Below are 20,265 nucleotides of genomic sequence, written 5' to 3' on the forward strand. Positions count from 1 at the left end.
GTGGACCTCAAAACCGGCAACTGACCCGCCCGTACCAGTACGCGCCGACGTTGCCCAGCACATCGCCGTTGTCCCACGTCGTCTCGATGCTGGCCACATCGGTAGCACTGCGCGCGTACTCCGGCACCTTGCGCGTGCGCTTGTCGAACACGTTGTTGATGCCCAGCGCCGCACTCCAGCCTGCGCCCAGTTCCACGGCACCGGAGAGATTGGTCACCAGCACCGGCGGCTGCTTGTACTCCACGCCGTTGTTCAGGCGCTTGATCGGGCCGTAGTAGGTGAAGTCGACGTTCGAGCGCCAGCGCCCGTTCTGCCAGCCCAACCCCGCCACCTGCGTGTAGCTGGGCGTGCGGAAGCGCAGCGCGTACTCGCTGCTCTTGGTCAGCAGGTTGATGTTCGGCAGCCCCTGCAGCGCCGCCGGAATGTCGCTGACCTTCTGGATGGTGGTGCGACCCACGTTGGCCGCATAGCTCCAGCGCAGCTTGCCCCACGCGGTTTCCTGGTTGGCCTCCAGGGTCAGCTCGACACCGCGCGTACGGGTATTGCCCACGTTGGTGAAGTAGCTGGCGTAGAACGCATCACCCGGCAGGATGCTGATGCCGGCCGACCCGAGCAGCGCATCGATGGTGTTCTTCTGCGCCGCGCTCAGCACCGTGCCGCTGTTGTCGGTGACGCGTGCAGGATCCTGCGCGTTGTAGCCAATCTGGCTGGACTGGCCGAGCTGGCCGCGGATGTCGATCTGGTAGGCATCCACGGCCAAGTGGAACGCCGGGCTCGGGTCCCAGGTCACGCCCAGGCTGTAGTTGGTGGCTTTCTCGGGCTTCAGCGGCGTAGCACCCAGCGCAACGGCCGCCGGTGAAGACACCTGCGCCACCAGCGTGGTCCCGCACGGGCAACTGCCCGTGGCCTGGTAGAACTGTGCGCCCAGGCTGGGCGCATGGAAGCCGTTGCTGACCGTCGCGCGTACACCCAACGCGTCGGTGAAGTCGAAGCGCGTGGTCAGGCGGCCAGTGGAGACACTGCCGAAGTCGGAATGGTCTTCCCAGCGCGCGGCCGCATCCAGATACCAGCGCGAGGTGATGTTGCTGGCCGCGCCCACATAGACCGCCTTGCTGTTGCGCGTCGCCTTCACCGCATCGGCGGTGGAGTAGCCCACGAACGCCGCGGCACCGAAGCCGGTGTACGACTCCCACTGCCCGGCCCCGCGTTCGTACTGTTCGTGCTGGTACTCGGCGCCTGCGCTCACTTCCAGCGGCGACGCAAAGGCGGCCACCTCGAAGCCACGGCGCAGGTCGAGGTTGGCGATCCCCTGCTGGTAGTCCAGCTTGCCGTCATAGAAGTCAGTGGGCGAACCGGGATACGGCAGCGAGTAGTTCACCGAATTGCGGGTATAGGTGCGCACCGTGCTGCGGTTGCCGGTCAGGCTGGCGTCGTAGTCCCAGCCTGCCACCTGCCCTCTCACGCCCGCAGTGCCGGTGTTCTGCTTCTCCTTGGTTTCCAGCACGGGCAGGAAGCCATCGGGAAACACGCTCAGCACCCCGGGCGCCTTGTAGGTGGTGAAGATGGTCGCCGGCAGGCGGAAGTTCTGGATTGCCTGCGCGGTGCGATCGCTGGCCGTGGCGTTGGCGTAGAACTGCGCGCTCTCGCCCAGGCCATGGCCCACGTTCACCGCGAACGCCTTCAGCGCATACGACGGGGAGCTGAGGATGGTGTTGGCCTCGGCATTGCGGCTGGCTTCGGCCGGGTTCGGCGATGCGCCGGCCGGCAACCGGTTGTTCGGGCGCAGTGCGACCAGATTGCCGCTACCATCCACCGCCGGGTAGCTCAGATAGCCATCGATGTAGCGGCGGGTGCGGATCGCATGATGCTGGCGGGTGGTCTCGCCGGAGAGGTTGACGAAGCCATCGGCACCCCACGGCAGGCCAACGTTGGCACGCACGCTGGTTCGCGAGCCATCGCCATCAATACTCTGCCCGCTTTCCACGGCGAACTCGCCACCGTGCGCCTGCGACTTCAGGATCACGTTGACCACACCGGTAATCGCATCGGAGCCATAGATGGCCGACGCACCATCACGCAGCACTTCCACGTGGTCGATGGCCGACACCGGAATCAACGCCAGGTCCGCCCACGCATGGCCTGGGAAGCCGCCCCCATTGGCACCGCTTACATAGGCACTGGCATTGCGGCGCTTGCCGTTCACCAGCACCAGCGTGTAGCCGGGCGACAGGTTGCGCAGCTGGTAGCCACGAATCAGGCTCTCCTGGTCGCTCTGGTAGCCACCAATCTGGCTGAGCGACGGCAGTGCGCGCTGCAGTGCTTCCAGCAGGTTGGCCTGGCCGGTGGCGGTGAGGTCTTCGGCGGAGATCACGTCGATCGGCGTGGAACTGTTCTTCACCGTACGCGTACTGGTGCGCGAGCCGGTCACCACCACGGCATCCAGCGTGGACGCGGCCACGTTGGCCGTCGCAGCGGCGGCAGCAGGATCCGCATCGGCTTCAGCCGCATGGCTGGGCGAAGCGGCGAGGATGGCTGTGATCAGAACAGCGAGAGTGCTCAGGACAGGGGCGTGGGCGGCAGGCATGGGGGCTCGTGGGGGTGGGCCGGAAACACGCTTCCATTCAAGGGCCTGTCCGCCCACCGCGACAGGCGCGATCGCGTCACCCAGCCGTAACATCCGGCCACCCACATGACTGCTGGTAATGACGTTAGGCAGCCCTGCGCACCACGCCCATGGGACGGCGATGGGCAATCGACGCTGGATGATGTGCGGTGGGTGATGGGTGATGGGCGGCGGGCGGCGGGCGGCAACCTACGGGGGTAGAGTCGACTGTCAGTCGACTATCGCGCGCAGCGCGGGCTTCTAGGCGGTATCGCCAACAGCAGTCGACTAACAGTCGACTCTACCCCGTCGGGTGCCCAAGCCAGACGAATGCCCCCCGTGCACATGCTCCACAGGCATCACCTCATGCCCGCGCAGCATTCTGCGGCGCACATCACCACCCGTAGCATCAAGCCATGCCCAGCCCACCCGCCGATCCCAGCGCACCGCTCGTCGCCATCGTTGCCTGCCACGGCCAAGGGCTGTTCGAGTTCGGCTGTGCGGTTGGCCTGTTCGCGCCGGTGCGGCCGGAACTCGGCGTGGCCTGGTATCGCACCCAGCTGTGCGCGGGTGAACCTGGTGCGCTGCGCATGCTTGGCGGAACGCAGGTGCAGCTTCCCTACGACCTCAGCACAGTTGATGACGCCGACATCATCGTCATTCCCGGTTGGCGCGAGCCCAGCGAGCGCCCGCCACAGGCGCTGCTTGATGCACTCATCCGTGCCCACGGCCGTGGCGCGCGCATCGCTTCGATCTGCTCCGGTGCCTTCGTGCTGGCGTGGGCCGGGCTGCTCGATGGCCGCCAGGCCACCACCCACTGGCGCCTCACCGAAGCGCTGGCGCGCGAGTTCCCGCGCATCGATGTGCGCGAAGATGCACTGTATGTAGACACCGGCAGCATCATCACCTCGGCCGGCTCGGCGACCGGCATGGACATGATGTTGCACATGGTGCGCAAGGATTACGGTGCGCGCGTGGCCAACCTGGTGGCCGAACGGCTGGTACTGGCGCCGTGGCGTGATGCCGAACGCAGCCAGCGTGTCAGCCGCGCCATTCCCCATGGCGAGCCCACGCGCCTGGCAAGGCTGATGGAATGGATGCGCCGCAACCTGCGCGAGCCGCACTCGCTGGGCAGCCTCGCCGAGCAGGCCGCACTCAGCCAACGCACCCTGCAGCGGCAGTTCCTGGAGGCCACCGGCCTGTCGCCCATCGATTGGCTGATCCGCGAGCGCGTGGCCTACGCCCGCGAGCTGCTGGAAACCACCGATCGGCCGCTGCAGTGGATTGCCGAGCAGGCTGGATTTGGTTCGCAGGAATCGTTCCGTCGTCACTTCCGTGGCCAGGTCGATGCGAGCCCTACCGAGTACCGCAACCAGCACCGCAGCGGTCTCGGCGCCGACCGCCTGGTGGGCTGTTGACCCAGTGCGCGGTGCCAGGCGTGGCGTGAGCAAAGCCTCACGACGGTGCGAGCTTGCGTGCGTATAGTGACGTGCGTCACACGAAGCCCCTTCCATGCTCCACGCATTTGCTTACTCCAGCCACATGTCGGCTGGGCTTTCCGATGAAACCCTCCGCCAGATCGTCTCGGGCTCTGCCGCGTTCAATCGCCGGGTGGACGTTACCGGAGCGCTGCTCGTCGACGGGCAGCGGTTTTTCCAGTACATCGAAGGCCCGCCCGACGGCCTGGAGGCGGTCAGGCGCCGTATCCAGGACAGTCGTTCGCACGCCGCCGTCGCCCCGGTACTGGACATGGCAATCGGCGCACGCGCCGTACCCTACTGGGCGATGACCCGCATCGAGACCGGGCAGATCGTCGTGTCCGGGCTGGTCAATGCGCGATGGGACGAATTTGGCCATTCCGTTCCAGGCATGGATCAGCTCGTTGGCCTGCTGCGTCCGCATTTCCCACGCATCGGCACCGTCGAGCCGCCACGCGCCCCCGCCTGATACACACTGAACCGTCGTCTTGCGTGCGCCTGCCGACGCGGCCGTGCGTTACGTTCGGGCGTCATCATCAGGATCCTCCTTCCCGCTGTCTTCACCACGCCCATCGCATGCCAGTACCCGCCCCACCTGCAACGGAAACACGCGCATCGCCCGCCGACCTGTTCGAGATCGTCATCGTGCGTGCAGGCAACGCCCTGTTCGCGATCGACATCCAGGCTGCCGTCGAAATTCGCGGCCTGGAGGCATTCGGCCCTGCAGACCGCAACGGCAGGCCGACCCTGGAAGTACGTGGGCAGCCATTACCCGTGGTCGACCTGCGCCGCATGAGCGGCCAAGCGGCATTCGACGGTGGCAGCCCGGCCATGCTGTTGATCAATGCCGGTACCGCAACGCTGGCGCTGGCCGTGGATGAGGTGCTGGAGATTGAGACACCGGACGCGAGCGCACGCGTCCCCGAGCGTGCCGCAGGCCGATCGTTCGGCTTCTGCAGCCGGCACATTCAACTTGACCCGGCGCGCTCGGCTGCACTGATCGAACCGGTGGCACTGCTGGGCGCACTTGCCGCGCCGGAGTGACCGGCGGCGTCTCAGGATCGTCCTGCCAAGGCACGGTTTCGCAGCCTCCAGCACTGCGCGGCCACGCCGATCACGAACACCACCAGGCAGACCAGCAGCGTGTGCAGCACCACCGGGGCCATCGGCGCGGCAGCAATCGGATGCGCTGCCGGCACGCGGGTCAGCGTTTCGTTGACGCCGGGCACCAACGACAGCAGGAAGCTGAAAGACAGCGCAAACGTCGATGCATAAGGTGCTGCGCGCCCCAGCCAGCGCAGCCGCGCGGCCAGCACGCCGCCGAATGCCACCAGCAGCACGATCACCCCGAATGCGTGGCCGGGGTTGATCCCGCCCGTGCTGGACACGGTGAACGAGGTGACCACCGACAGCACCAGCCCCACCAGGTACAGCTTGCCCGCGCGCGTGGCGGGATCGATTGCGCGATGGCGAATGAAGGCATACAGGCCACTCAACACCGGGATCAGGCTGACAGCGGTATGGATTACGCCAAGCGTGGACAGAGGGTGGGACATGGGACATCTCCAGGGATAGAATGAACCTACTAGTAGGTAGGCATTGGACTCAAAAAGAAGGCCCGCGTCGCCGCAGGCCCACCACACATCTCTCAGAGCGCCGCACTCACCCGCGCGATCGCCAACCGTGCCAGTGCCGCGAAGGTCGCCGCTTCACCAAAACCGCGCGCGGCCAGCATCGCGCCGTGCACCGAGGACATGAACGCCCTGGCCTCGTCCGCAGGGGAACCCTGCAGGCGCAACTGGCCCAGCGCCGCGCCCTTCTCCAGCGTCACCGTCAGCCACCCGCTCAGATCCTCGAAATGCCCGCGCACTTCATCGGCAATCTCCGTAGGGATCATCGGCGCCTCCGCTGCCAGCATCGCGCAGATGCAGAACGACGACGCCCCCCCTGCAATGCAGCTGGACCAGTACTCCACATAGGCGTTGAGCTCCTGCAGCGGGTCGTCCAGCTGCCGGTCCAGCAGCGCCAGGCCTTCGCGCGCCTCGGCCCGGTACAGTTCAACCACCGTGCGCACCAGGTCGGCCTTGCTGGGGAAGTGGTGATGGATGCTGGCCTTGCTGATGTTCACCCGCGCGGACACGTCGGCGTAGCTGAAACCGTTGTAGCCACCGGCCTCCAGCAGCGAACGGGCATGGGTCAGGATCTCCTGGGCCTTGGGCGAGAGCGACTCTTTCATGTCGCCAACCTACTAGTAGGTTGAAACGCTGTCAACTACCCGCTGCCGGGCTCGCCGGGCATGGCCCGGCGCTACCCACGCCCCGCTCAGTCCTCCTGCACCAGCTTGAACTCGCGCAGCAGACCACCGATCTGGGTCTTGTCCAGCTTGTTCATCAGCAGGTTGCGCAGGAACGCTGGCCCGGGAATGTCCAGTTCCTTGCCATCACGCAGGCGCCCGGTCGCGGCCAGCAGCGAGCGCACGTCATACGTGGAATTGAACACCTCCGGCACGCCACGCTCGATCCCCAGCAAGGTGTACACCGCCTCCATCGGCGTGCGCACCGAGTACTCGGTGGTGAAGATGCAGTCGCGCTGCTTCGATTCGGCGAACTGGCCGATGAAAGCGAAGTTCACCGCACCTTCCGGCACCACGTCCGGGCGGTCACCTGCCTGGCGTGGCATGAAGAACGCCGTGATGTACGGCATCATCACCGGCACTGTCTTCGCGCCGGTCGCGGCCAGCTCATCGATCTCTTCCACCGGCACGCCCAGGTGATACAGCCATTCGCGCGTGATCTCCTCGCCGGTGCAGTCCTGCATCGGCTTCTTCACGTAGTCGCCGGGCGTATCCACGAACAACGAATACACCCAGACCACGATCTGGTCCTTGGGCTGGTTCTTGAAATGTGGCTGGCGATTCACCGTCCAGCTCATCAGCCAGCGCGAGTCGCGCACGCTGACGATGCCGCCGGTCACCACTTTGCCGCTGAAGGGATCGCGCTTGGCGATCTTCTGGATGTAGGCCGGAATGCGCGCATCCAGCGTGGTCACCGTTGCCGATTCCCACTTGGTTTCTGGAATGTGCGCGCCGAACACATCCGGACGCCCGAACGCGTCATCCTTCGCGGCAATGCGGCGCCACAGGTCCCAAGCAAGCGCCGGACCTTCGTTCAGGCGTGCCGCAGTGTGGTGGTCGCCATTATCCGAGTTCTCGGTCAGCGAACCGATGGTCATTAACAGCAGATCATCCGCGCCGAGATCCACGCCACCGGCTACACCGTCATGCATCCAATGGATGCGCGTGGCCTGCTTGCGGTCCGGCTGCAGATCAAAGTCGACGTCGGTCACCTCGGTACCGTACTGGAACACCACGCCCTGGTCCTGCAACCACTTCACCAGCGGCAGCACCAGCGATTCGTACTGGTTGTACTTCGTGAACTTCAGCGCCGAGAAATCCGGCAGGCCGCCGATATGGTGGATGAAACGATGCAGGTACAGCTTCATCTCCAGCGCCGAATGCCACTCTTCGAACGCGAACATGGTTCGCCAGTACAGCCAGAAGTTGCTGTCCAGGAAATCACGGCCCAGTACTTCGTTGATGCGCTTGTTCTCCATCTCCTGACGGGTGGCCAGGAACAGCGCGACGATGTCCCTCTGTGCCTGCTCGGTGAGTGTGAACAGACCGTCGGTGTGCGCATCTTCGCCGCGATTGATCGTGGCGCGCTGCAGCGAATAGTTCGGGTCGTCCTTGTTCAACCAGTAGAACTCATCCAGCACGCTGGCATCCTCGATCTCCAGCGACGGTATCGAGCGGAACAGGTCCCACAGGCACTCGAAATGGTCTTCCATCTCGCGACCGCCGCGGATCACGAAACCCTTCTCCGGCACCTTCAGGCCATCCAGCGCACCGCCAGGAATGTGCTGCTGTTCAAGGATGGTGATGCGTTCACCGGCCATGCGCCCGTCACGTATCAGGAACGCAGCGCCGGCCAGTGAGGCCAGGCCTGAACCGACGAACCATGCGCGCTTGCCATCGACACCGGCGGGCTTGCGCGGGCGCGCGAAGGCTTCGTAGTTGCCACTGCTGTAGTACATGCGCTGCTCCTTCCTGGAGGGGGTGACCCACTCTAGCGCCGAACCGATGTACCGATTCCTGCATGCATGCTGCGACCGAATGACGCAGCGGCGTCAGAGCTGGCGGCCCAGCAGCATGCCTGGCCAGCCGTCCACGTTGAACGGCGCAATTCGCGTGTAGCCGCAGGACTCGTAGAAGCGCACCAGATCACCGCTGCCTCCGCCATAGCAGTCCACGCGCAGATGGTCGAGGCCGGCAGCGCGCGCCTGTTCATCGGCAAACGCCATCAGGCGACGCCCAATGCCGCGCACGCGCGCATCACGCGAGGCCACCAATACCCGCACGTACAGCTCCGGCCCATCGGGCGCCGGCACATAGGGCATCGACTCGCCCAGCGCCAGGAACGCACGCACCTCACCCTGCTCGTTCTGGGCCACCCATGCGCCAGGCAGCGCGCACGCATCGGTCACCTGGGTGATCCGGCGTGGCACCGTGGACCATGGCTCGCTGCCCCATTGCTGCAGATTGCTGATCGACACGAACCATTCGATCACCTCGTCGAACAGCGCCAGCACCGCAGGGGCATCTGCCGCACTGGCGCGGCGGATGGTCAAGGTGTCCTTTCCTGTTTCAGTCATGCACGTACTCCTGTCAACACGTCAATCAGCTGTCACGAGGATGCCGGCCAGCGGCCGGCACTACCAGGGTCGGAAGTCCCTGGGCCGGATTTGACATGCAGGTATTTACCTGCATATAGTCCATCCCAAGGGCGGCGCCTGCCGGCCCATCGCGAGGAACCTGCAATGGTGGATATCGCACACAGGGTCGGCATCAAGGCCCCCGCAAGCCAGGTGTACCAAGCCCTGGCCACCCCCGAAGGCGTCGCCGCCTGGTGGGCCGAAGACACCCACGGCGACCGCGAGACCGGCGGCACGGTCAAGGTCCGTTTCACCAATAACGGCCAGGAAATCGGTGCCATGGAAATGCAGCTGGAACAGCTCATTCCCGGCGAGCTGGTGCTCTGGAAGTTCCTGGCCGGCCCTGCCGAATGGATCGGCACGCATGCGCGTTTCGCGCTGAAACAGGAAGGCGACTACTGCATCGTCCTGTTCACCCATGAAGGCTGGAAAGAGCGCGTCGAGTTCACCTACCACTGCAGCACCAAGTGGGCGGTGTTCCTGATGAGCCTGAAGGCCCTGCTGGAGACCGGCAAGGGCCAGCCCAACCCCCACGACGTCAGGATCGACAACTGGAATTGAAGACATCCCCATGGCGGTAGACCACGTGCGCGACGCAGACAAGGTGTTCAAGGCACTGGCCGATCCCACGCGCCGGACGCTGCTGGATCTGCTCTGCGAGCACAACGGCCAGACCCTGGGCCAGCTGTGCGAGCACCTGGACATGGCCCGGCAATCGGTCACTCAGCACCTGGGTCTTCTGGAAGACGCCAACCTGATCAGCACTGTGCGCCGTGGCCGCGAGAAGCTGCACTTCATCAACCCGGTACCGCTGCATGAAGTCTACGAGCGCTGGGTACGCAAGTTCGAGCAGCAGCGCCTTAGCCTGTTGCATGACCTGAAACGCGAACTGGAAGGAGAATGACGATGTCTGCAGAGTCAACCCGCTTCATCCACGTGATCTACATCGCGTCCACGCCACAGAAGGTGTTCGAGGCCATCACCCGCCCCGAGATCGCCAGCCGCTATTGGGGCCACGAGAACGTATCGGACTGGAAGCCCGGCTCGCGCTGGCAGCACGTGCGCGCCAACGAAACACGATCGGTCGAGCTGGTCGGCGAAGTGGTGGAAAGCACCCCGCCCTCCCGCCTGGTCATCACCTGGGCCGCCGCCTCGCAGGCCGACAACCCGGATGCTTACAGCCGCGTCACCTTCGACGTCGTGCCCTACCAGGACATGGTGCGGCTGACGGTTACCCATGAGGAGCTGGAACCGGGCAGTGGCATGGATACCGGCATCCGCCAGGGCTGGCCGATCGTGCTGTCGAGCCTGAAGTCGCTGCTGGAGACGGGCAAGGGGTTGGATGTGTTCGCGAAGCCGAGTTGACGCGGTGCTGGCGCGTGGCCACCCACGCGCCTACAGCGCCACGCTGCCAATCAAGCGGCACAGGAACGCCGTCGCGGCAAACGCGGCCGCAAACGAAAACAGCCAGTGGCTCTCCGCTGAAAGCAGCCGCTTGCCCACCACGTCCAGCAACCCGGCATCGCGGAGCCGGAACTGGCGGCGAAGCAGCAGCATGCACACCCCCATCAGCGTGAGCAGCGGCAGCCACGCGAATACCAGCATGGTCAAACTGCCCGCAGACGCGCGGCCCGCACTGTAACGGCCGATGAAGGCACTGAAAGCCGCCTGGTTGTCGTGCGGCAGGAAGACGAGCAGCAACGTCGCAATACCCAGCACGTACAGCACCGCATGCCGCAGCCGCCAGGACCATGGCCACTTGATGGCCGGTACCGGCGCTGCATCCTCCGCTCCGAACCGGAAGGCCAACCGATCGCGCCCCTGCGCGCTACTTCGGAAGCCGCGCAGGAAGCCATAGTGCAGCGCCGGCAGCAGTACCAACGACAGCAGCAGCACGAAGGCGGCATTCAACGCCATCGCAGCGCCATCCTCGTTGTCGCCCAGCAGCATTGCCAAGCCGAACCAACCGGCGAAGAACACACCCAACCCGGTCACCAACAGCACGCCGGCAACCAGCCAGCGGCGCCAAGGGGCCACCGCCATCCATGTGTGCAATGAAGCAAGCGGCTCGGGCCTATCTTCCATTCCCTTCCTTCATTCACCGTGGCGCTCTGCAGGCGTACACCCTACCCGCTATTCGCTCTCTCTGCGCGCGCGCCCATAGCCCCCGTGCACATCCTGCTTGATCCAATCGGCCAGCAGGCGAAGATAGCCGTCGGTGATCCGCGTCGACACCCGGTTGCCCTCGGCATCGGTGCGGAACTCGACCATGCCGTGGTCGGTATCCGGGAACAGGTAGGTGTCGATCGGTTGCCCCGACGCGCGCAGGCGCGACAGGATCGAACGCGTGGCGGCAATCGGCGCGGCGCGGTCCTGCTCGGCCAGCACCCACAGCAACGGCACCTTCAGGCGGCGCAGCGCGGCCTCGGCGTCGTAGTCCCAGATCAGCTCCAGGTTGTCGAATCGCGCGCGGCCGATCCGGCGCAGGTCGGCTTCACTCATGCGCAGCATGTCGCCGCTGTATTCGCCGCTGATGTTCTTTGCCCACGGTGCGGCACCGATCTGCGTACGCACCTTCGCCAGCGCCTCGAACCCTTCATTGAAATGCGTGCGCATCAACTGCGCGGTCGCGTCTGAAAGCTGGCCGACCTGCTTCATCGCCGTTGCATCCAGCTGCATGCGGCGTGCCTCGTCGAACAGCTGCTCGCGGTCCTCCTCGATGGGTGACACCACCAGGCCGAAACCGATCGCCACGAAATCCGCCTGCGAGCGCGTCGCCGCCAGCGGCGCGATCCACCCGCCCTGGCTGCCACCGAAGTAGCCGGCCCGACCGAAACGCCCCGCCGCCAGCTCACGTGCCTTGGCAAGCGCCGCCGCTGCATCGTCAGCCAGCAGCTCAAAGTTCTGGGTGTACTCGCCTTCCGAATCGCCGGTGCCACGCTTCTGGTAGGCGAACACCGAAATGCCCTGGGCCACCAGCATGCGCTGGTAGATCGCCGCCACCGCCATCGTGCGTTCCGAGCCGTGCACCAGCACCACCAGCGGCCGCGTCGGGTCGGCCGGCCCTGCCGGCTCGATCAACTGCCCAACCAGCGTGGTTCCCGCGCTGATGAACGTTGCATCGGTATCGCGGGTCGGCAGTCGCCGCCAGCGCTGCGTGGCTCCCGCAGGCGTCCTGAAGCTGACCACGTCGCCGCTGCAGCTCACCGGTGCGTTGGCATCGCCGGTGGCGCCACGTCGCCCGTCCAGCATCAGATAGCGCTGGCCCGTGGCCGGCACCGCAGCGGGTGCGCCCAGCACCGCCAGGTTGCCCTGCCCGTCACCGTAGGCACTGACCGTGCACAGCTCGGCGGCTGGAACCGGCAGGCCAGAACACACCAGCGCCGCGCTCAACAACGAACGACTCCTCCACCCTGCCATGCCCTTCCCCGGTATCGTGAACCCGCCTCGTGCGGCCGCCCGGCGCAGCCTAGCGCGTTCGCTTGCCAGATTCATGCTGCATCTGCTTACTGTCGGCCTCTCCCATGACCATACTGGGCGGACGATACGAACTTCAGAGCGCACGATGCACACACATGTAGAACAGATCGACAGCACCCGCGTCCTGCGCAGCGCCGATACAGGCTCGCTGCTGGATGGCAACGCCTTGCGCGATCTGGTCGGCGATGCCCTCGGGCATCAGGCCGAGTGGATCGCCATTCCGGTGCAACGCCTCTCTCCGGACTTCTTCGAGCTGCGCTCCGGCATGGCCGGGCAGTGGCTGCAGATGCTGGTGAACTACCGCCTGCACTTCGCCGTCCTGGGCGATGTCAGCGGCTATCGCGCACAGAGCGAATCGCTGGACGCGTGGATCACCGAGTGCAACCGTGGGCACAACGGCTGCTTCGTGGCCGACTGGGACGCCCTGCTGGCACGCCTGCCGGCCCCCGCCAGCACCGGCTGAACGCCGCCCCCACGCTCACTCTCGCCGAACCCGGTTCCGACCGCGCTCTGACGCCCGCCGCCACAGCATCACCCGCAGGCTTCCCAGGCGACGTTCGATGAGTGTTTCAGACGCAGATTCCCTGCACAGCAAAGTGGCGGCGGTCACCCTCGGTTTCTGGGTGATGAAGATCGCCGCCACCACCCTCGGCGAGACCGCCGGCGACCTGCTGTCGATGACGCTCAGCCTGGGCTACGTGGCCAGCTCGGTCATCCTGCTGACTATCTTCGCCGGCCTGCTCGCCCTGCAGCTGTCGGCGCGGCGCTTCCACCCGGTGCTGTTCTGGTCGGTGGTGCTGGCGACCAGCACCACCGGCACCACCCTGTCTGACCTGATCGACCGCACCCTGGGGCTGGGCTACGCCACCGGCGCCAGCCTGCTGGCCGGCTGCCTGGCGCTGGTGCTGCTGGCCTGGCGCATGTCGGAGAAGTCGATCTCGGTCAGCAACATCGCATCGCGCCGCGCCGAAGGCTTCTACTGGACCGCCGTGCTGTTCTCCAACACGCTCGGCACCGCGCTGGGCGATTTCCTCGCCGACGACTCCGGGCTCGGCTTCACCGGTGGCGCGCTGCTGATCGGCAGCCTCGTCGCGCTCACCGCACTGGCCAGCCGCATCAAGGGCATCGACCGGGTCATCCTGTTCTGGATCGCCTTCGTACTCACCCGCCCGTTTGGCGCCACTTTCGGCGACCTGCTCACCAAGCCGCTGGAAAAGGGCGGCCTGGGCTTCGGCACGGTAGGCTCGTCGCTGGTGCTGTTCACCATTCTCGCCACGCTGGTGGCATTGCCCATGCTGCAGCGTAAAGCACAGCCAGCTAGCTAGCGCGCCGTCCAGCCCCCATCCACCGGCAGCGCCATGCCGGTAATCTGCGCAGCGGCGTCCGAGGCCAGGAACACCACCATTTGTCCCAGCTGCTCAGGCGTCACGAACTGCAACGACGGCTGCTTTTCAGCCAGCAGCGCACGCGCGGCGGTCTCCTGATCCGTGCCTTCGCGCTCGGCCAACGCGGTGATCTGCTGCTCGACCAGCGCCGTCCGCACCCAGCCCGGGCAGATGGCATTGGCGGTGATGCCGGTGCCCGCATTCTCCAGCGCGGTCACCTTGGTGAACCCCACCACGCCATGCTTGGCCGCCACATAGGCCGACTTGTTCACCGAGCCCACCAGCCCGTGTACCGACGCGATGTTGATGATGCGGCCGGCGCCCTGCTGCTTCATGTGCGGCAAGGCCGCCGCCGTTGCATGGAACACCGCCGACAGGTTCAGCGCCAGGATCGCATCCCACTTCTCGACAGCAAACTCCTCGATCGAGGCGGTGTGCTGGATGCCTGCGTTATTTACGAGGATGTCGATGCGGCCCATCGTCGCGACGGCATGCTCAATCATCCCGCGCACTGCCTCGCCACGGGAAAGATCGGCGCCGTCATGCGCCACGCGCACACCGAACTCGGTTTCCAGCTTGGAACGGATGCGTTCGATCTCCGCCGCATCGCCGAAGCCGTTCAGCACGATGTCCGCGCCCTTCCGCGCCAGCGCGGTGGCAATGCCAAGACCGATACCGCTGGTGGAGCCGGTGACCACCGCGACCTTTCCAGAGAACATGGGCGAGCTTCCATCGGGGTAGGCCGCCAGTGTAGCGTTACCGGCCTCCGCACCCTCCTCCTACGTGCCCACGTCCAACGAGTACGTCAGCAGGAATTCCCTGGCGTACTCATTCTCAGCCTGCGCCGAAGCGCGGATCAGGTACACCGCACGTGGCACGTCGCTGGCGACACCCTTGCCATGGAACAACGCCAGGCCAAACTCGTACATGGCCGACGGATAGCCGGCCTCCGATGCCCGCTCAAAATGCGCGGCCGCACGCATGACGTCCTGCTCGACGCGGTCACCGGTCAGCAGGCACAGCCCTATCGCATGGATTGCCGGGATATAACCCTTCTCTGCGGCCTGCTTGAGGGTCGCGAAGCTGTCCGCCTCGGCATGTGCGTCGTCCTCCCCCACAGGCATCGAAGAAGAGAGGAACAACGCTTCAGCACAGCCGCGTGCAAGCTGCGGGGCCAACAGCCGCCGCGCCTCGGCAATGTCACCACCGTCGAGCATCGCATCGAAGTCGGTCGTGAGCTGGGTTGGCATGTTCGTCATGGCGCAGGCGTCCGTCCTGTTCGCGGGCATCCGTTCGCCCCGCTGGCATTATGCCTGCACCAGGCCAGGGCATTGCACCAGCCCCACAAGGCCGGGTGACCAGAAGACTCTCCGCGTCCATCGATGTTGGCCCTATAGTCAACGCCATCCACCCAAGGATGGCCCGATGAACCCCTGCACCGCCCTGCTGCCTGCCGCCCTGACCGCACTGCTCGCCCCCGCTACCAGCGTGGCCGCACCGACCGCACAACCGGCCACACCACTCACCACCGGCAGCGTGCGGCTGGATATTGTCAGCGGCCGCGTCGAGGGCGAGATCTGCATGTCCAACCTCCCAGCCGAATCAAGGGGCGCGTTCGTACTCAACGCCGGCCTGAACGTCGCGCGGGTCACCGACGGTGACGGCAAGCCGGTAGGGTTCGATGGCTGGTACGACCCGGGCGTGGACGGCGAGGCGCGTGTCTACACCCTGGCCGAGCCCACCGCCACGCTCTGCGTGCAGTACGTGGGCGCGTTCCCGCTGTACCCGAAGCACGATGCCATGGGCGACTTCAAGGGCATGATGGCCTTCAACGGCGACAGCGCCCGCTTCACCGAACAGTCCGCGTGGCTGCCGCAGGCATTCGATCCCAAGGCCCGAGTGCGCAGCAGCGAGAGCCGCTACGACCTGCAGGTGGACTGCGCCGGCTGCCGCTTCCTGTATCTCAACGGCAGCCCGGCCATCGAAGGCGCGCAGGGGCGATTCCGCAGCGACAACGCACGGCCGATCCTGCTGTTCGGCGGCAGCGGCCCGATCACCCGCACCGCGCAGGTCGCGATCCTCAACGAGACCCTGCCCACGGCCAAGGTCGATGCATTGTCCAGCACGGTGCAGAAGGTTGCCGACGTGCACAGCCGCTACATGGGCATGCCGCTGGCCGACCGCCCCACTTTCCTGCGCATGGTCACGCTCAACCAGATCGAGCGCGACCGCGAAGGCAGCGAGTGGGGCTTTGCCACCTGGCCGACCATCGCCATGAGCGGCAGCATCGGCAATGTGGCTGACTCGCTGCTGGCCGCGGGCGAGCAGGCCGAGCGGCGCGTGCAGTACATCGCACACGAAATGGGCCATTACTACTTCGGCACGCTCAACCGTCCGCAGGGGCCGTATTTCTGGGTGCTGCTGGAGTCCAGCGCCGAGTTCCTGTCTATCAAGGCGCTGCGTGAGATCAGTGGCGATGCCGCGGCCGATCGCTATATTGCGCGACTGCAATCGGCCATCGACACGCAGGACACGCCGCTGCCGGCATTCGATGCCATCGACAGCAACTCCGATCTGGGCGAGATGTATCGCTACGTCTATGCCCCCTTGCTGTTGCTCTCGCTGGAGAAACAGGTGGGCGAAGCGAAGATGCAGGCCTTCATGCGCGGGCTGCTGGCCGCACCGTCGCCGAGGAACTGGGCCGAGCTGCAGGGCATTGCGCTGAAGGCCGGCATCGATGGCAAGGCCTGGGAGAATTGGCGAGCCAGCTGTGTGGCAGGTGGGAAGACAAGCTGTAGATCCACACCACGCGTGGATTCACCGCCTCAACGCCCACACATCTGAATCATCCAGCACCGTATCCAAGGCAACGGTGCCACCTTACCCCAACCAACTAGAGCAGCAGCTGGAAAATCTTAGAAGAACAGACCTGCCTGATCGACGGTTGCCAGTGGATTGGCCTTCCGCACCGCCTCCAGGAACAGCAGGAAGTCGCGGTTGAACAGCGTCAGGTTGTTGGTGAACGTCACGCATTTTCTGCCCGATGCCTTGCTGAAGCACACCTGCCAGACATAGCGCCCGTAGATCCTGTCGGACGTTCGTGTGACCGAGGTGATCTGCGAGAGCGGAACGGCCGTAGGCACCGGGCCCCGCCGCAGGTAGAAGGATTCTGTATCAAAGAAGTAGTGCTCCCGATCCTCTTTCCCATCCACCATCACCAGGGTCATGGACTTACCGGAAATCCGGCGAGGGGGATTCAAACGCAGCCCTGATCCCAATGCAGAACGTGCGGTCGCTGACATTCGCCGAAGAATGAACCAGAGGATCACCAACGGAAGTGCCGCGAGGACAATGAAGCCTACGGTCTTCAGAACAGTTTCCAGCGTACTTGGCACACAGATCTCCAACATGAACGTTCAGGCATTGGCGATGCCCAAGTAGATCCACGCCATGCGTGGATGCTCTGGCTTCAACGCCTTTTCACTTCCAATGATCCGGCCCCAGGAACGGCAGGCTTAGCACAAACACCGGCACCGCCACAGGGATCAGCGCCGCGCCGAGCACCTTGCCCGCCGCCGAACCCGCACCCGGCTTGTCCTCCCTCTCCGGCAGGATCCGCTGCGCCCGCGCATTGATCGGCTGTGCCAGCTTCCCCTTCTCCGCCAGTGCCGCAGCATCCGGCAACTGCACCCGCTCGCCGTCGCCCTCGAACAGCGCGCTGTAATAGCTGCCGCCCTTCCTTGAAAGATTGCAGGCGCGGTCAAACGCCAGCGCGTAGCGGGTCCGGTCCATCGGCAGGTAGTAGCGCGACCGCTCCTCCACGGCCTTGGCCTCACGCGGGAGCACCTCAATCCGCTCAAGCTTGAACTGCGCGGCCTGTTCCGCCGTCACCTGCTCCGGCCGCAGCAGCAGCGCATAGCTGCCGTGCACCTTGGCCTTGTTGGCCGGGTCGCGCCAGTCTTCATGGAAGTACATCTGCGCGCAGGCCACCGCCTCGCGCAGCGGGCTGTCCATCAGCGCGCGGTACTCGCGGAACGGCGCGGCATTGAAACGCATCGGCTCTTCAAAGCGCGGCAGCAGGTACAGCTGGCCATCGTCGGCCACGAATGCGCCGGTGATCTCGCGGCTTGAGGCGTGTTCCTCCGGGCCACTGGCACAGCCGGACAGCAAGCCAAGGCACAGGGCGGAGAGAATGAAAAAAGACGTTCGCATGTCGTGTTCGAGGGCTTCCCTGGGAAAACGGCCCCGCCCGGAAGGACGAGGCCAGCCCATCATGGTGCCACGGCACCGCATGCGATGCAGAACCCGCCCTACTTCAACCGCTCAACCAACCGCTGCCCCACCTCCAGCGCCGAAGCCGGGTTCTGCCCGGTAATCAGCTCGCGGTCCACCACCACATGCCCGGTCCACGGCGTAGCGTTGCTGCTGAACTTCGCACCCGCCCGCTGCAACGCCGTCTGCGGGTAGAACTTCATCTCACCGCCGCCCAGCAGCGGCTTGGCCTGCTCTTCTTCCTGGTTGCTGATCACCGTCATCTGGTAGCTGCTGTAGATCCACTTCGGTGTGGTCGGCTTCGCGCCCGCTTCCAGCTTTGCCACGAAACCCGCAGCATCCGGCAACGTGGACAGCAGCGCGATCGGCCCGTGGCAGACCAGCGCGGTGGTCTTGTTGCGCTGGTGGAAGTCGGCCAGCAGCCGGCCCAGCGCCGGGCTCTTCAGCAGGTCCTGCATCGGCGCGTGGCCACCGGGAATGTAGACCGCGTCGAAACGCGCGTAGCCCTGCTGCTCGATGCGCGCCAGGCTGACCACCGGCGAGGCCGTCGGGGAGGTCAGCGCCAGCTTCTCCAGCAGGTCCTTGTGCAGTTTCAGCTGCGCGGCATCGTTGCCGAAGTAGGCCGCCGTCAACGAGGACGCATCCACCGTCGGCGCCCGCCCCTGCGGCGTGGCGAAGGTCACCTCGTGGCCAGCGTCCAGCAGCAACTTGACCGGCTGCATCAACTCGTTGAGATAGAAGCCGGTGGACAGCACCTTGCCGTCCTTCAGATCCAGGTGGTTTTCGTCGGACAGCACCACCAGCACGTTGGCGGCATGCGCGCCGGTGGCGGCCAGGGTCAGGGCCAGCGCTGCGGCCAGCCGGGTCATCAGGTTCATGGGGGAACTCCTATCGGGGAATGGCGCCCACTTTATTCATCGCCCCAGCGGCGATAAATTGGCCCCATCGCAAAACATCTGTTCCCCGGAGAGCCAAATGAGCCGCAAGTTCGACTACCTGGGCGATGTGGAGGTGTTCCTGGCGGTGGTCGAGCACGGCTCGTTCACCGCCGGCGCCGTGGCGCTGTCCACCACGCCCTCGGTGCTAAGCCGCGCGGTCACCCGTTTGGAAGCGCGGCTGGGTCGGCAGCTGCTGCAGCGGACCACCCGCCGCGTGGGCCTGACCGACGCCGGGCGGCTCTATCTGGAACAGGTGCGCACCGCCTTCGGCCTGCTGGACGACGCCGAGCGCGACGTACTGGCCCAGGACGGTGCGCTGGCCGGCCGCGTGCGCCTGAGCGTGCCCACCACCTATGGCCACTACCGGCTGCCGCCCGTGCTGGCGCGCTTCGCGCGGCAGTACCCTCAGGTGCAGGTGGAACTGAACATCACCAACCGCAACGTGGACCTGGTGGCCGAAGGCTTCGACCTGGCCATCCGCCTGGGCCAGCTGCCGGACAGCGGGCTGGTGGGGCGCAAGCTGGAAGACGCCCCGCTGCTGCTGGTGGCCGCGCCGGACTACCTGCAGCGCCGGGGTACGCCGCAGACGCTGGAGGATTTGGAGCAGCACCTGTGCCTGCCCTTCGTGATGCCGCGCACCGGGCGGCTGGCGCCGTGGATCTTCCGCGACGGCGGGCGCGATGTGGACTGGCTGCCGCGTTCGTCCATCGAGACCTCCGACGATGTGCTGGGCGTGGTGTCGCTGGCCGAACAGGGCATCGGCATCTGCCAGAGCTATGAGTTCATCGTGCGGGAGCGATTGCAGCGCGGGCAGCTGGTGGAAGTGCTGCCGCAGCTGCGCGGGCGGTCAAGGCCGTTCTCGGTGATCTATGCGCCGCATCGGCGGCAGTCGGCGGCGGCACGGGCGATGATTGAACTGCTGGTGGGGAATGCGGCTGAGGATGGCGTCGGTTGAAGGTGCGAGGCTTGATAGCGGTGTCGGGTTTGAACCGATTTTCGGGGTGTGCGGCCGATCGCGGGCCGTTGCTTGGCGAGGCGGACTAAGAACTGTTGCAAAGCAAGCTGTCGCGCTATTTGCTTGTGGCGTGGGCGATTGCGCCACGTTGATTCGCCATCAACAGAATAACTGCGCGAATGCGTCTGCTGGCGTCGCGTGTTGCACGATTGGTGTGTGCAACAATAGTTCTTCGCTCTCGGATTCAGCGATTCCTTCGCGAATTTCTATTGGCATTCGAAGCGACTGCGTAACCAACATGACGTGCCACCGACAACGGGTGGCTCCGGGTCTGCAAACCCGCGACGATTGTTGTGCCTGTTGTTTACGCTTGCCCGTCGGCACC

General features: G+C 65.4%; 22 protein-coding genes. 10 read left to right on the forward strand and 12 right to left on the reverse strand.

The genetic code is table 11. The annotated features are described in order from the left end of the window. Nucleotides 1–7 precede the first annotated feature (7 nt). Nucleotides 8–2,584 (reverse strand): TonB-dependent receptor plug domain-containing protein, encoded by a 2,577-nt coding sequence (locus AC5P5X_RS11310; protein WP_329762644.1) that lies wholly within the window; start codon nt 2,582–2,584, stop codon nt 8–10. Between the two features lie 434 nt (nt 2,585–3,018). Between AC5P5X_RS11310 and ftrA the strand changes: the two genes are divergently transcribed. From ftrA to AC5P5X_RS11325, 3 genes are all read left to right on the forward strand, one after another. Beyond that, nucleotides 3,019–4,020, forward strand: coding sequence for a transcriptional regulator FtrA (ftrA, locus tag AC5P5X_RS11315; RefSeq protein WP_100443298.1), 1,002 nt, complete (start codon nt 3,019–3,021; stop codon nt 4,018–4,020). Between the two features lie 94 nt (nt 4,021–4,114). After that, entirely contained in the window at nt 4,115–4,549 is a 435-nt protein-coding gene (locus AC5P5X_RS11320) for a BLUF domain-containing protein (RefSeq protein ID WP_032966646.1), read from the forward strand. 107 nt (nt 4,550–4,656) lie between these two features. Next, nucleotides 4,657–5,124, forward strand: coding sequence for a chemotaxis protein CheW (locus AC5P5X_RS11325; RefSeq protein ID WP_099527739.1), 468 nt, complete (start codon nt 4,657–4,659; stop codon nt 5,122–5,124). Nucleotides 5,125–5,135: 11 nt separating this feature from the next. Here AC5P5X_RS11325 and AC5P5X_RS11330 read toward each other — a convergent pair whose 3' ends face one another. The 4 genes from AC5P5X_RS11330 to AC5P5X_RS11345 form a co-directional block, all read right to left on the reverse strand. Then, nucleotides 5,136–5,636, reverse strand: coding sequence for a hypothetical protein (locus AC5P5X_RS11330; protein WP_111189648.1), 501 nt, complete (start codon nt 5,634–5,636; stop codon nt 5,136–5,138). Nucleotides 5,637–5,728: 92 nt separating this feature from the next. Further along, nucleotides 5,729–6,316, reverse strand: coding sequence for a TetR/AcrR family transcriptional regulator (locus AC5P5X_RS11335; RefSeq protein ID WP_111189647.1), 588 nt, complete (start codon nt 6,314–6,316; stop codon nt 5,729–5,731). 86 nt (nt 6,317–6,402) lie between these two features. Next, complete coding sequence (locus tag AC5P5X_RS11340; RefSeq protein ID WP_111189646.1) at nt 6,403–8,172, reverse strand: oleate hydratase; 1,770 nt, start codon at nt 8,170–8,172, stop codon at nt 6,403–6,405. Between the two features lie 93 nt (nt 8,173–8,265). Further along, the gene (locus AC5P5X_RS11345; RefSeq protein WP_111189645.1) at nt 8,266–8,790 is read right to left on the reverse strand and encodes a GNAT family N-acetyltransferase; all 525 of its coding nucleotides are present in this window, start codon (nt 8,788–8,790) and stop codon (nt 8,266–8,268) included. A gap of 165 nt (nt 8,791–8,955) precedes the next feature. On the opposite strand from AC5P5X_RS11345, the gene AC5P5X_RS11350 reads away from it, so the two are divergent. Genes AC5P5X_RS11350 through AC5P5X_RS11360 form a run of 3 tightly spaced genes read left to right on the forward strand, consistent with a single transcriptional unit; the run spans nt 8,956 to nt 10,215 of the window. Further along, nucleotides 8,956–9,411, forward strand: a complete 456-nt coding sequence (locus tag AC5P5X_RS11350) for an SRPBCC family protein (protein ID WP_111189644.1) — start codon at nt 8,956–8,958, stop codon at nt 9,409–9,411. A gap of 10 nt (nt 9,412–9,421) precedes the next feature. Further along, nucleotides 9,422–9,754: an ArsR/SmtB family transcription factor gene (locus AC5P5X_RS11355; protein ID WP_062606310.1), complete on the forward strand. Its 333-nt coding sequence runs from the start codon at nt 9,422–9,424 to the stop codon at nt 9,752–9,754. Nucleotides 9,755–9,756: 2 nt separating this feature from the next. Continuing rightward, nucleotides 9,757–10,215, forward strand: coding sequence for an SRPBCC family protein (locus AC5P5X_RS11360; RefSeq protein WP_111189643.1), 459 nt, complete (start codon nt 9,757–9,759; stop codon nt 10,213–10,215). A gap of 30 nt (nt 10,216–10,245) precedes the next feature. Here the strand turns inward: AC5P5X_RS11360 and AC5P5X_RS11365 are convergent, their stop codons facing one another. Continuing rightward, complete coding sequence (locus tag AC5P5X_RS11365) at nt 10,246–10,800, reverse strand: hypothetical protein (protein ID WP_227860341.1); 555 nt, start codon at nt 10,798–10,800, stop codon at nt 10,246–10,248. Nucleotides 10,801–10,983: 183 nt separating this feature from the next. Beyond that, nucleotides 10,984–12,243 (reverse strand): alpha/beta hydrolase family protein, encoded by a 1,260-nt coding sequence (locus tag AC5P5X_RS11370; RefSeq protein WP_495215985.1) that lies wholly within the window; start codon nt 12,241–12,243, stop codon nt 10,984–10,986. 172 nt (nt 12,244–12,415) lie between these two features. Here AC5P5X_RS11370 and AC5P5X_RS11375 point away from each other — a divergent pair, with 172 nt between their 5' ends. Further along, a complete protein-coding gene (locus AC5P5X_RS11375; RefSeq protein WP_111189642.1) occupies nt 12,416–12,793 on the forward strand; it encodes a DUF4180 domain-containing protein in 378 nt (125 codons plus the stop codon). 97 nt (nt 12,794–12,890) lie between these two features. Beyond that, the gene (locus AC5P5X_RS11380) at nt 12,891–13,655 is read left to right on the forward strand and encodes a COG4705 family protein (RefSeq protein ID WP_111189641.1); all 765 of its coding nucleotides are present in this window, start codon (nt 12,891–12,893) and stop codon (nt 13,653–13,655) included. Here the strand turns inward: AC5P5X_RS11380 and AC5P5X_RS11385 are convergent. Both AC5P5X_RS11385 and AC5P5X_RS11390 read right to left on the reverse strand, forming a co-directional pair. Next, complete coding sequence (locus tag AC5P5X_RS11385; protein ID WP_111189640.1) at nt 13,652–14,434, reverse strand: 3-hydroxybutyrate dehydrogenase; 783 nt, start codon at nt 14,432–14,434, stop codon at nt 13,652–13,654. The two genes, AC5P5X_RS11380 and AC5P5X_RS11385, sit on opposite strands and share 4 nt — an antisense overlap. Before the next feature lie 60 nt (nt 14,435–14,494). After that, nucleotides 14,495–14,974, reverse strand: a complete 480-nt coding sequence (locus tag AC5P5X_RS11390) for a tetratricopeptide repeat protein (RefSeq protein ID WP_181453875.1) — start codon at nt 14,972–14,974, stop codon at nt 14,495–14,497. A 166-nt stretch (nt 14,975–15,140) separates the two neighbouring features. Between AC5P5X_RS11390 and AC5P5X_RS11395 the strand changes: the two genes are divergently transcribed. Continuing rightward, entirely contained in the window at nt 15,141–16,559 is a 1,419-nt protein-coding gene (locus tag AC5P5X_RS11395; RefSeq protein ID WP_111189638.1) for a M1 aminopeptidase family protein, read from the forward strand. A gap of 71 nt (nt 16,560–16,630) precedes the next feature. On the opposite strand, the gene AC5P5X_RS11400 is transcribed toward AC5P5X_RS11395, so the two are convergent. From AC5P5X_RS11400 to AC5P5X_RS11410, 3 genes are all read right to left on the reverse strand, one after another. Beyond that, a complete protein-coding gene (locus AC5P5X_RS11400; RefSeq protein ID WP_238985303.1) occupies nt 16,631–17,125 on the reverse strand; it encodes a hypothetical protein in 495 nt (164 codons plus the stop codon). A gap of 70 nt (nt 17,126–17,195) precedes the next feature. Beyond that, nucleotides 17,196–17,927: a hypothetical protein gene (locus AC5P5X_RS11405; RefSeq protein ID WP_099561353.1), complete on the reverse strand. Its 732-nt coding sequence runs from the start codon at nt 17,925–17,927 to the stop codon at nt 17,196–17,198. Between the two features lie 98 nt (nt 17,928–18,025). Beyond that, nucleotides 18,026–18,865 carry a type 1 glutamine amidotransferase domain-containing protein gene (locus AC5P5X_RS11410; RefSeq protein ID WP_005409316.1) on the reverse strand — a complete coding sequence of 280 codons (840 nt, stop codon included), beginning with the start codon at nt 18,863–18,865 and terminating at the stop codon, nt 18,026–18,028. Between the two features lie 97 nt (nt 18,866–18,962). On the opposite strand from AC5P5X_RS11410, the gene AC5P5X_RS11415 reads away from it, so the two are divergent. Continuing rightward, on the forward strand, nt 18,963–19,880 hold the full coding sequence (locus AC5P5X_RS11415) for a LysR family transcriptional regulator (protein WP_111189637.1): 918 nt from the start codon (nt 18,963–18,965) through the stop codon (nt 19,878–19,880). Nucleotides 19,881–20,265: the final 385 nt, after the last annotated feature.

Source organism: Stenotrophomonas sp. YJH_SMC_91 (genome assembly GCF_059368495.1).

What these genes read in the sequence shown, in the direction of transcription:
- AC5P5X_RS11360 (WP_111189643.1), top strand. Translation starts at nt 9,757, where the DNA reads ATGTCTGCAGAGTCAACCCGCTTCATCCACGTGATCTACATCGCGTCC.
- AC5P5X_RS11415 (WP_111189637.1), top strand. Translation starts at nt 18,963, where the DNA reads ATGAGCCGCAAGTTCGACTACCTGGGCGATGTGGAGGTGTTCCTGGCG.
- AC5P5X_RS11340 (WP_111189646.1), bottom strand. Translation starts at nt 8,172, where the DNA reads ATGTACTACAGCAGTGGCAACTACGAAGCCTTCGCGCGCCCGCGCAAG.
- AC5P5X_RS11325 (WP_099527739.1), top strand. Translation starts at nt 4,657, where the DNA reads ATGCCAGTACCCGCCCCACCTGCAACGGAAACACGCGCATCGCCCGCC.
- AC5P5X_RS11400 (WP_238985303.1), bottom strand. Translation starts at nt 17,125, where the DNA reads ATGTTGGAGATCTGTGTGCCAAGTACGCTGGAAACTGTTCTGAAGACC.
- AC5P5X_RS11395 (WP_111189638.1), top strand. Translation starts at nt 15,141, where the DNA reads ATGAACCCCTGCACCGCCCTGCTGCCTGCCGCCCTGACCGCACTGCTC.
- AC5P5X_RS11380 (WP_111189641.1), top strand. Translation starts at nt 12,891, where the DNA reads ATGAGTGTTTCAGACGCAGATTCCCTGCACAGCAAAGTGGCGGCGGTC.
- AC5P5X_RS11330 (WP_111189648.1), bottom strand. Translation starts at nt 5,636, where the DNA reads ATGTCCCACCCTCTGTCCACGCTTGGCGTAATCCATACCGCTGTCAGC.
- AC5P5X_RS11385 (WP_111189640.1), bottom strand. Translation starts at nt 14,434, where the DNA reads ATGTTCTCTGGAAAGGTCGCGGTGGTCACCGGCTCCACCAGCGGTATC.
- AC5P5X_RS11405 (WP_099561353.1), bottom strand. Translation starts at nt 17,927, where the DNA reads ATGCGAACGTCTTTTTTCATTCTCTCCGCCCTGTGCCTTGGCTTGCTG.
- AC5P5X_RS11320 (WP_032966646.1), top strand. Translation starts at nt 4,115, where the DNA reads ATGCTCCACGCATTTGCTTACTCCAGCCACATGTCGGCTGGGCTTTCC.
- AC5P5X_RS11365 (WP_227860341.1), bottom strand. Translation starts at nt 10,800, where the DNA reads ATGCTGCTGGGCGACAACGAGGATGGCGCTGCGATGGCGTTGAATGCC.
- AC5P5X_RS11310 (WP_329762644.1), bottom strand. Translation starts at nt 2,584, where the DNA reads ATGCCTGCCGCCCACGCCCCTGTCCTGAGCACTCTCGCTGTTCTGATC.
- AC5P5X_RS11410 (WP_005409316.1), bottom strand. Translation starts at nt 18,865, where the DNA reads ATGAACCTGATGACCCGGCTGGCCGCAGCGCTGGCCCTGACCCTGGCC.
- AC5P5X_RS11375 (WP_111189642.1), top strand. Translation starts at nt 12,416, where the DNA reads ATGCACACACATGTAGAACAGATCGACAGCACCCGCGTCCTGCGCAGC.
- AC5P5X_RS11345 (WP_111189645.1), bottom strand. Translation starts at nt 8,790, where the DNA reads ATGACTGAAACAGGAAAGGACACCTTGACCATCCGCCGCGCCAGTGCG.
- AC5P5X_RS11335 (WP_111189647.1), bottom strand. Translation starts at nt 6,316, where the DNA reads ATGAAAGAGTCGCTCTCGCCCAAGGCCCAGGAGATCCTGACCCATGCC.
- AC5P5X_RS11390 (WP_181453875.1), bottom strand. Translation starts at nt 14,974, where the DNA reads ATGACGAACATGCCAACCCAGCTCACGACCGACTTCGATGCGATGCTC.
- AC5P5X_RS11355 (WP_062606310.1), top strand. Translation starts at nt 9,422, where the DNA reads ATGGCGGTAGACCACGTGCGCGACGCAGACAAGGTGTTCAAGGCACTG.
- ftrA (WP_100443298.1), top strand. Translation starts at nt 3,019, where the DNA reads ATGCCCAGCCCACCCGCCGATCCCAGCGCACCGCTCGTCGCCATCGTT.
- AC5P5X_RS11350 (WP_111189644.1), top strand. Translation starts at nt 8,956, where the DNA reads ATGGTGGATATCGCACACAGGGTCGGCATCAAGGCCCCCGCAAGCCAG.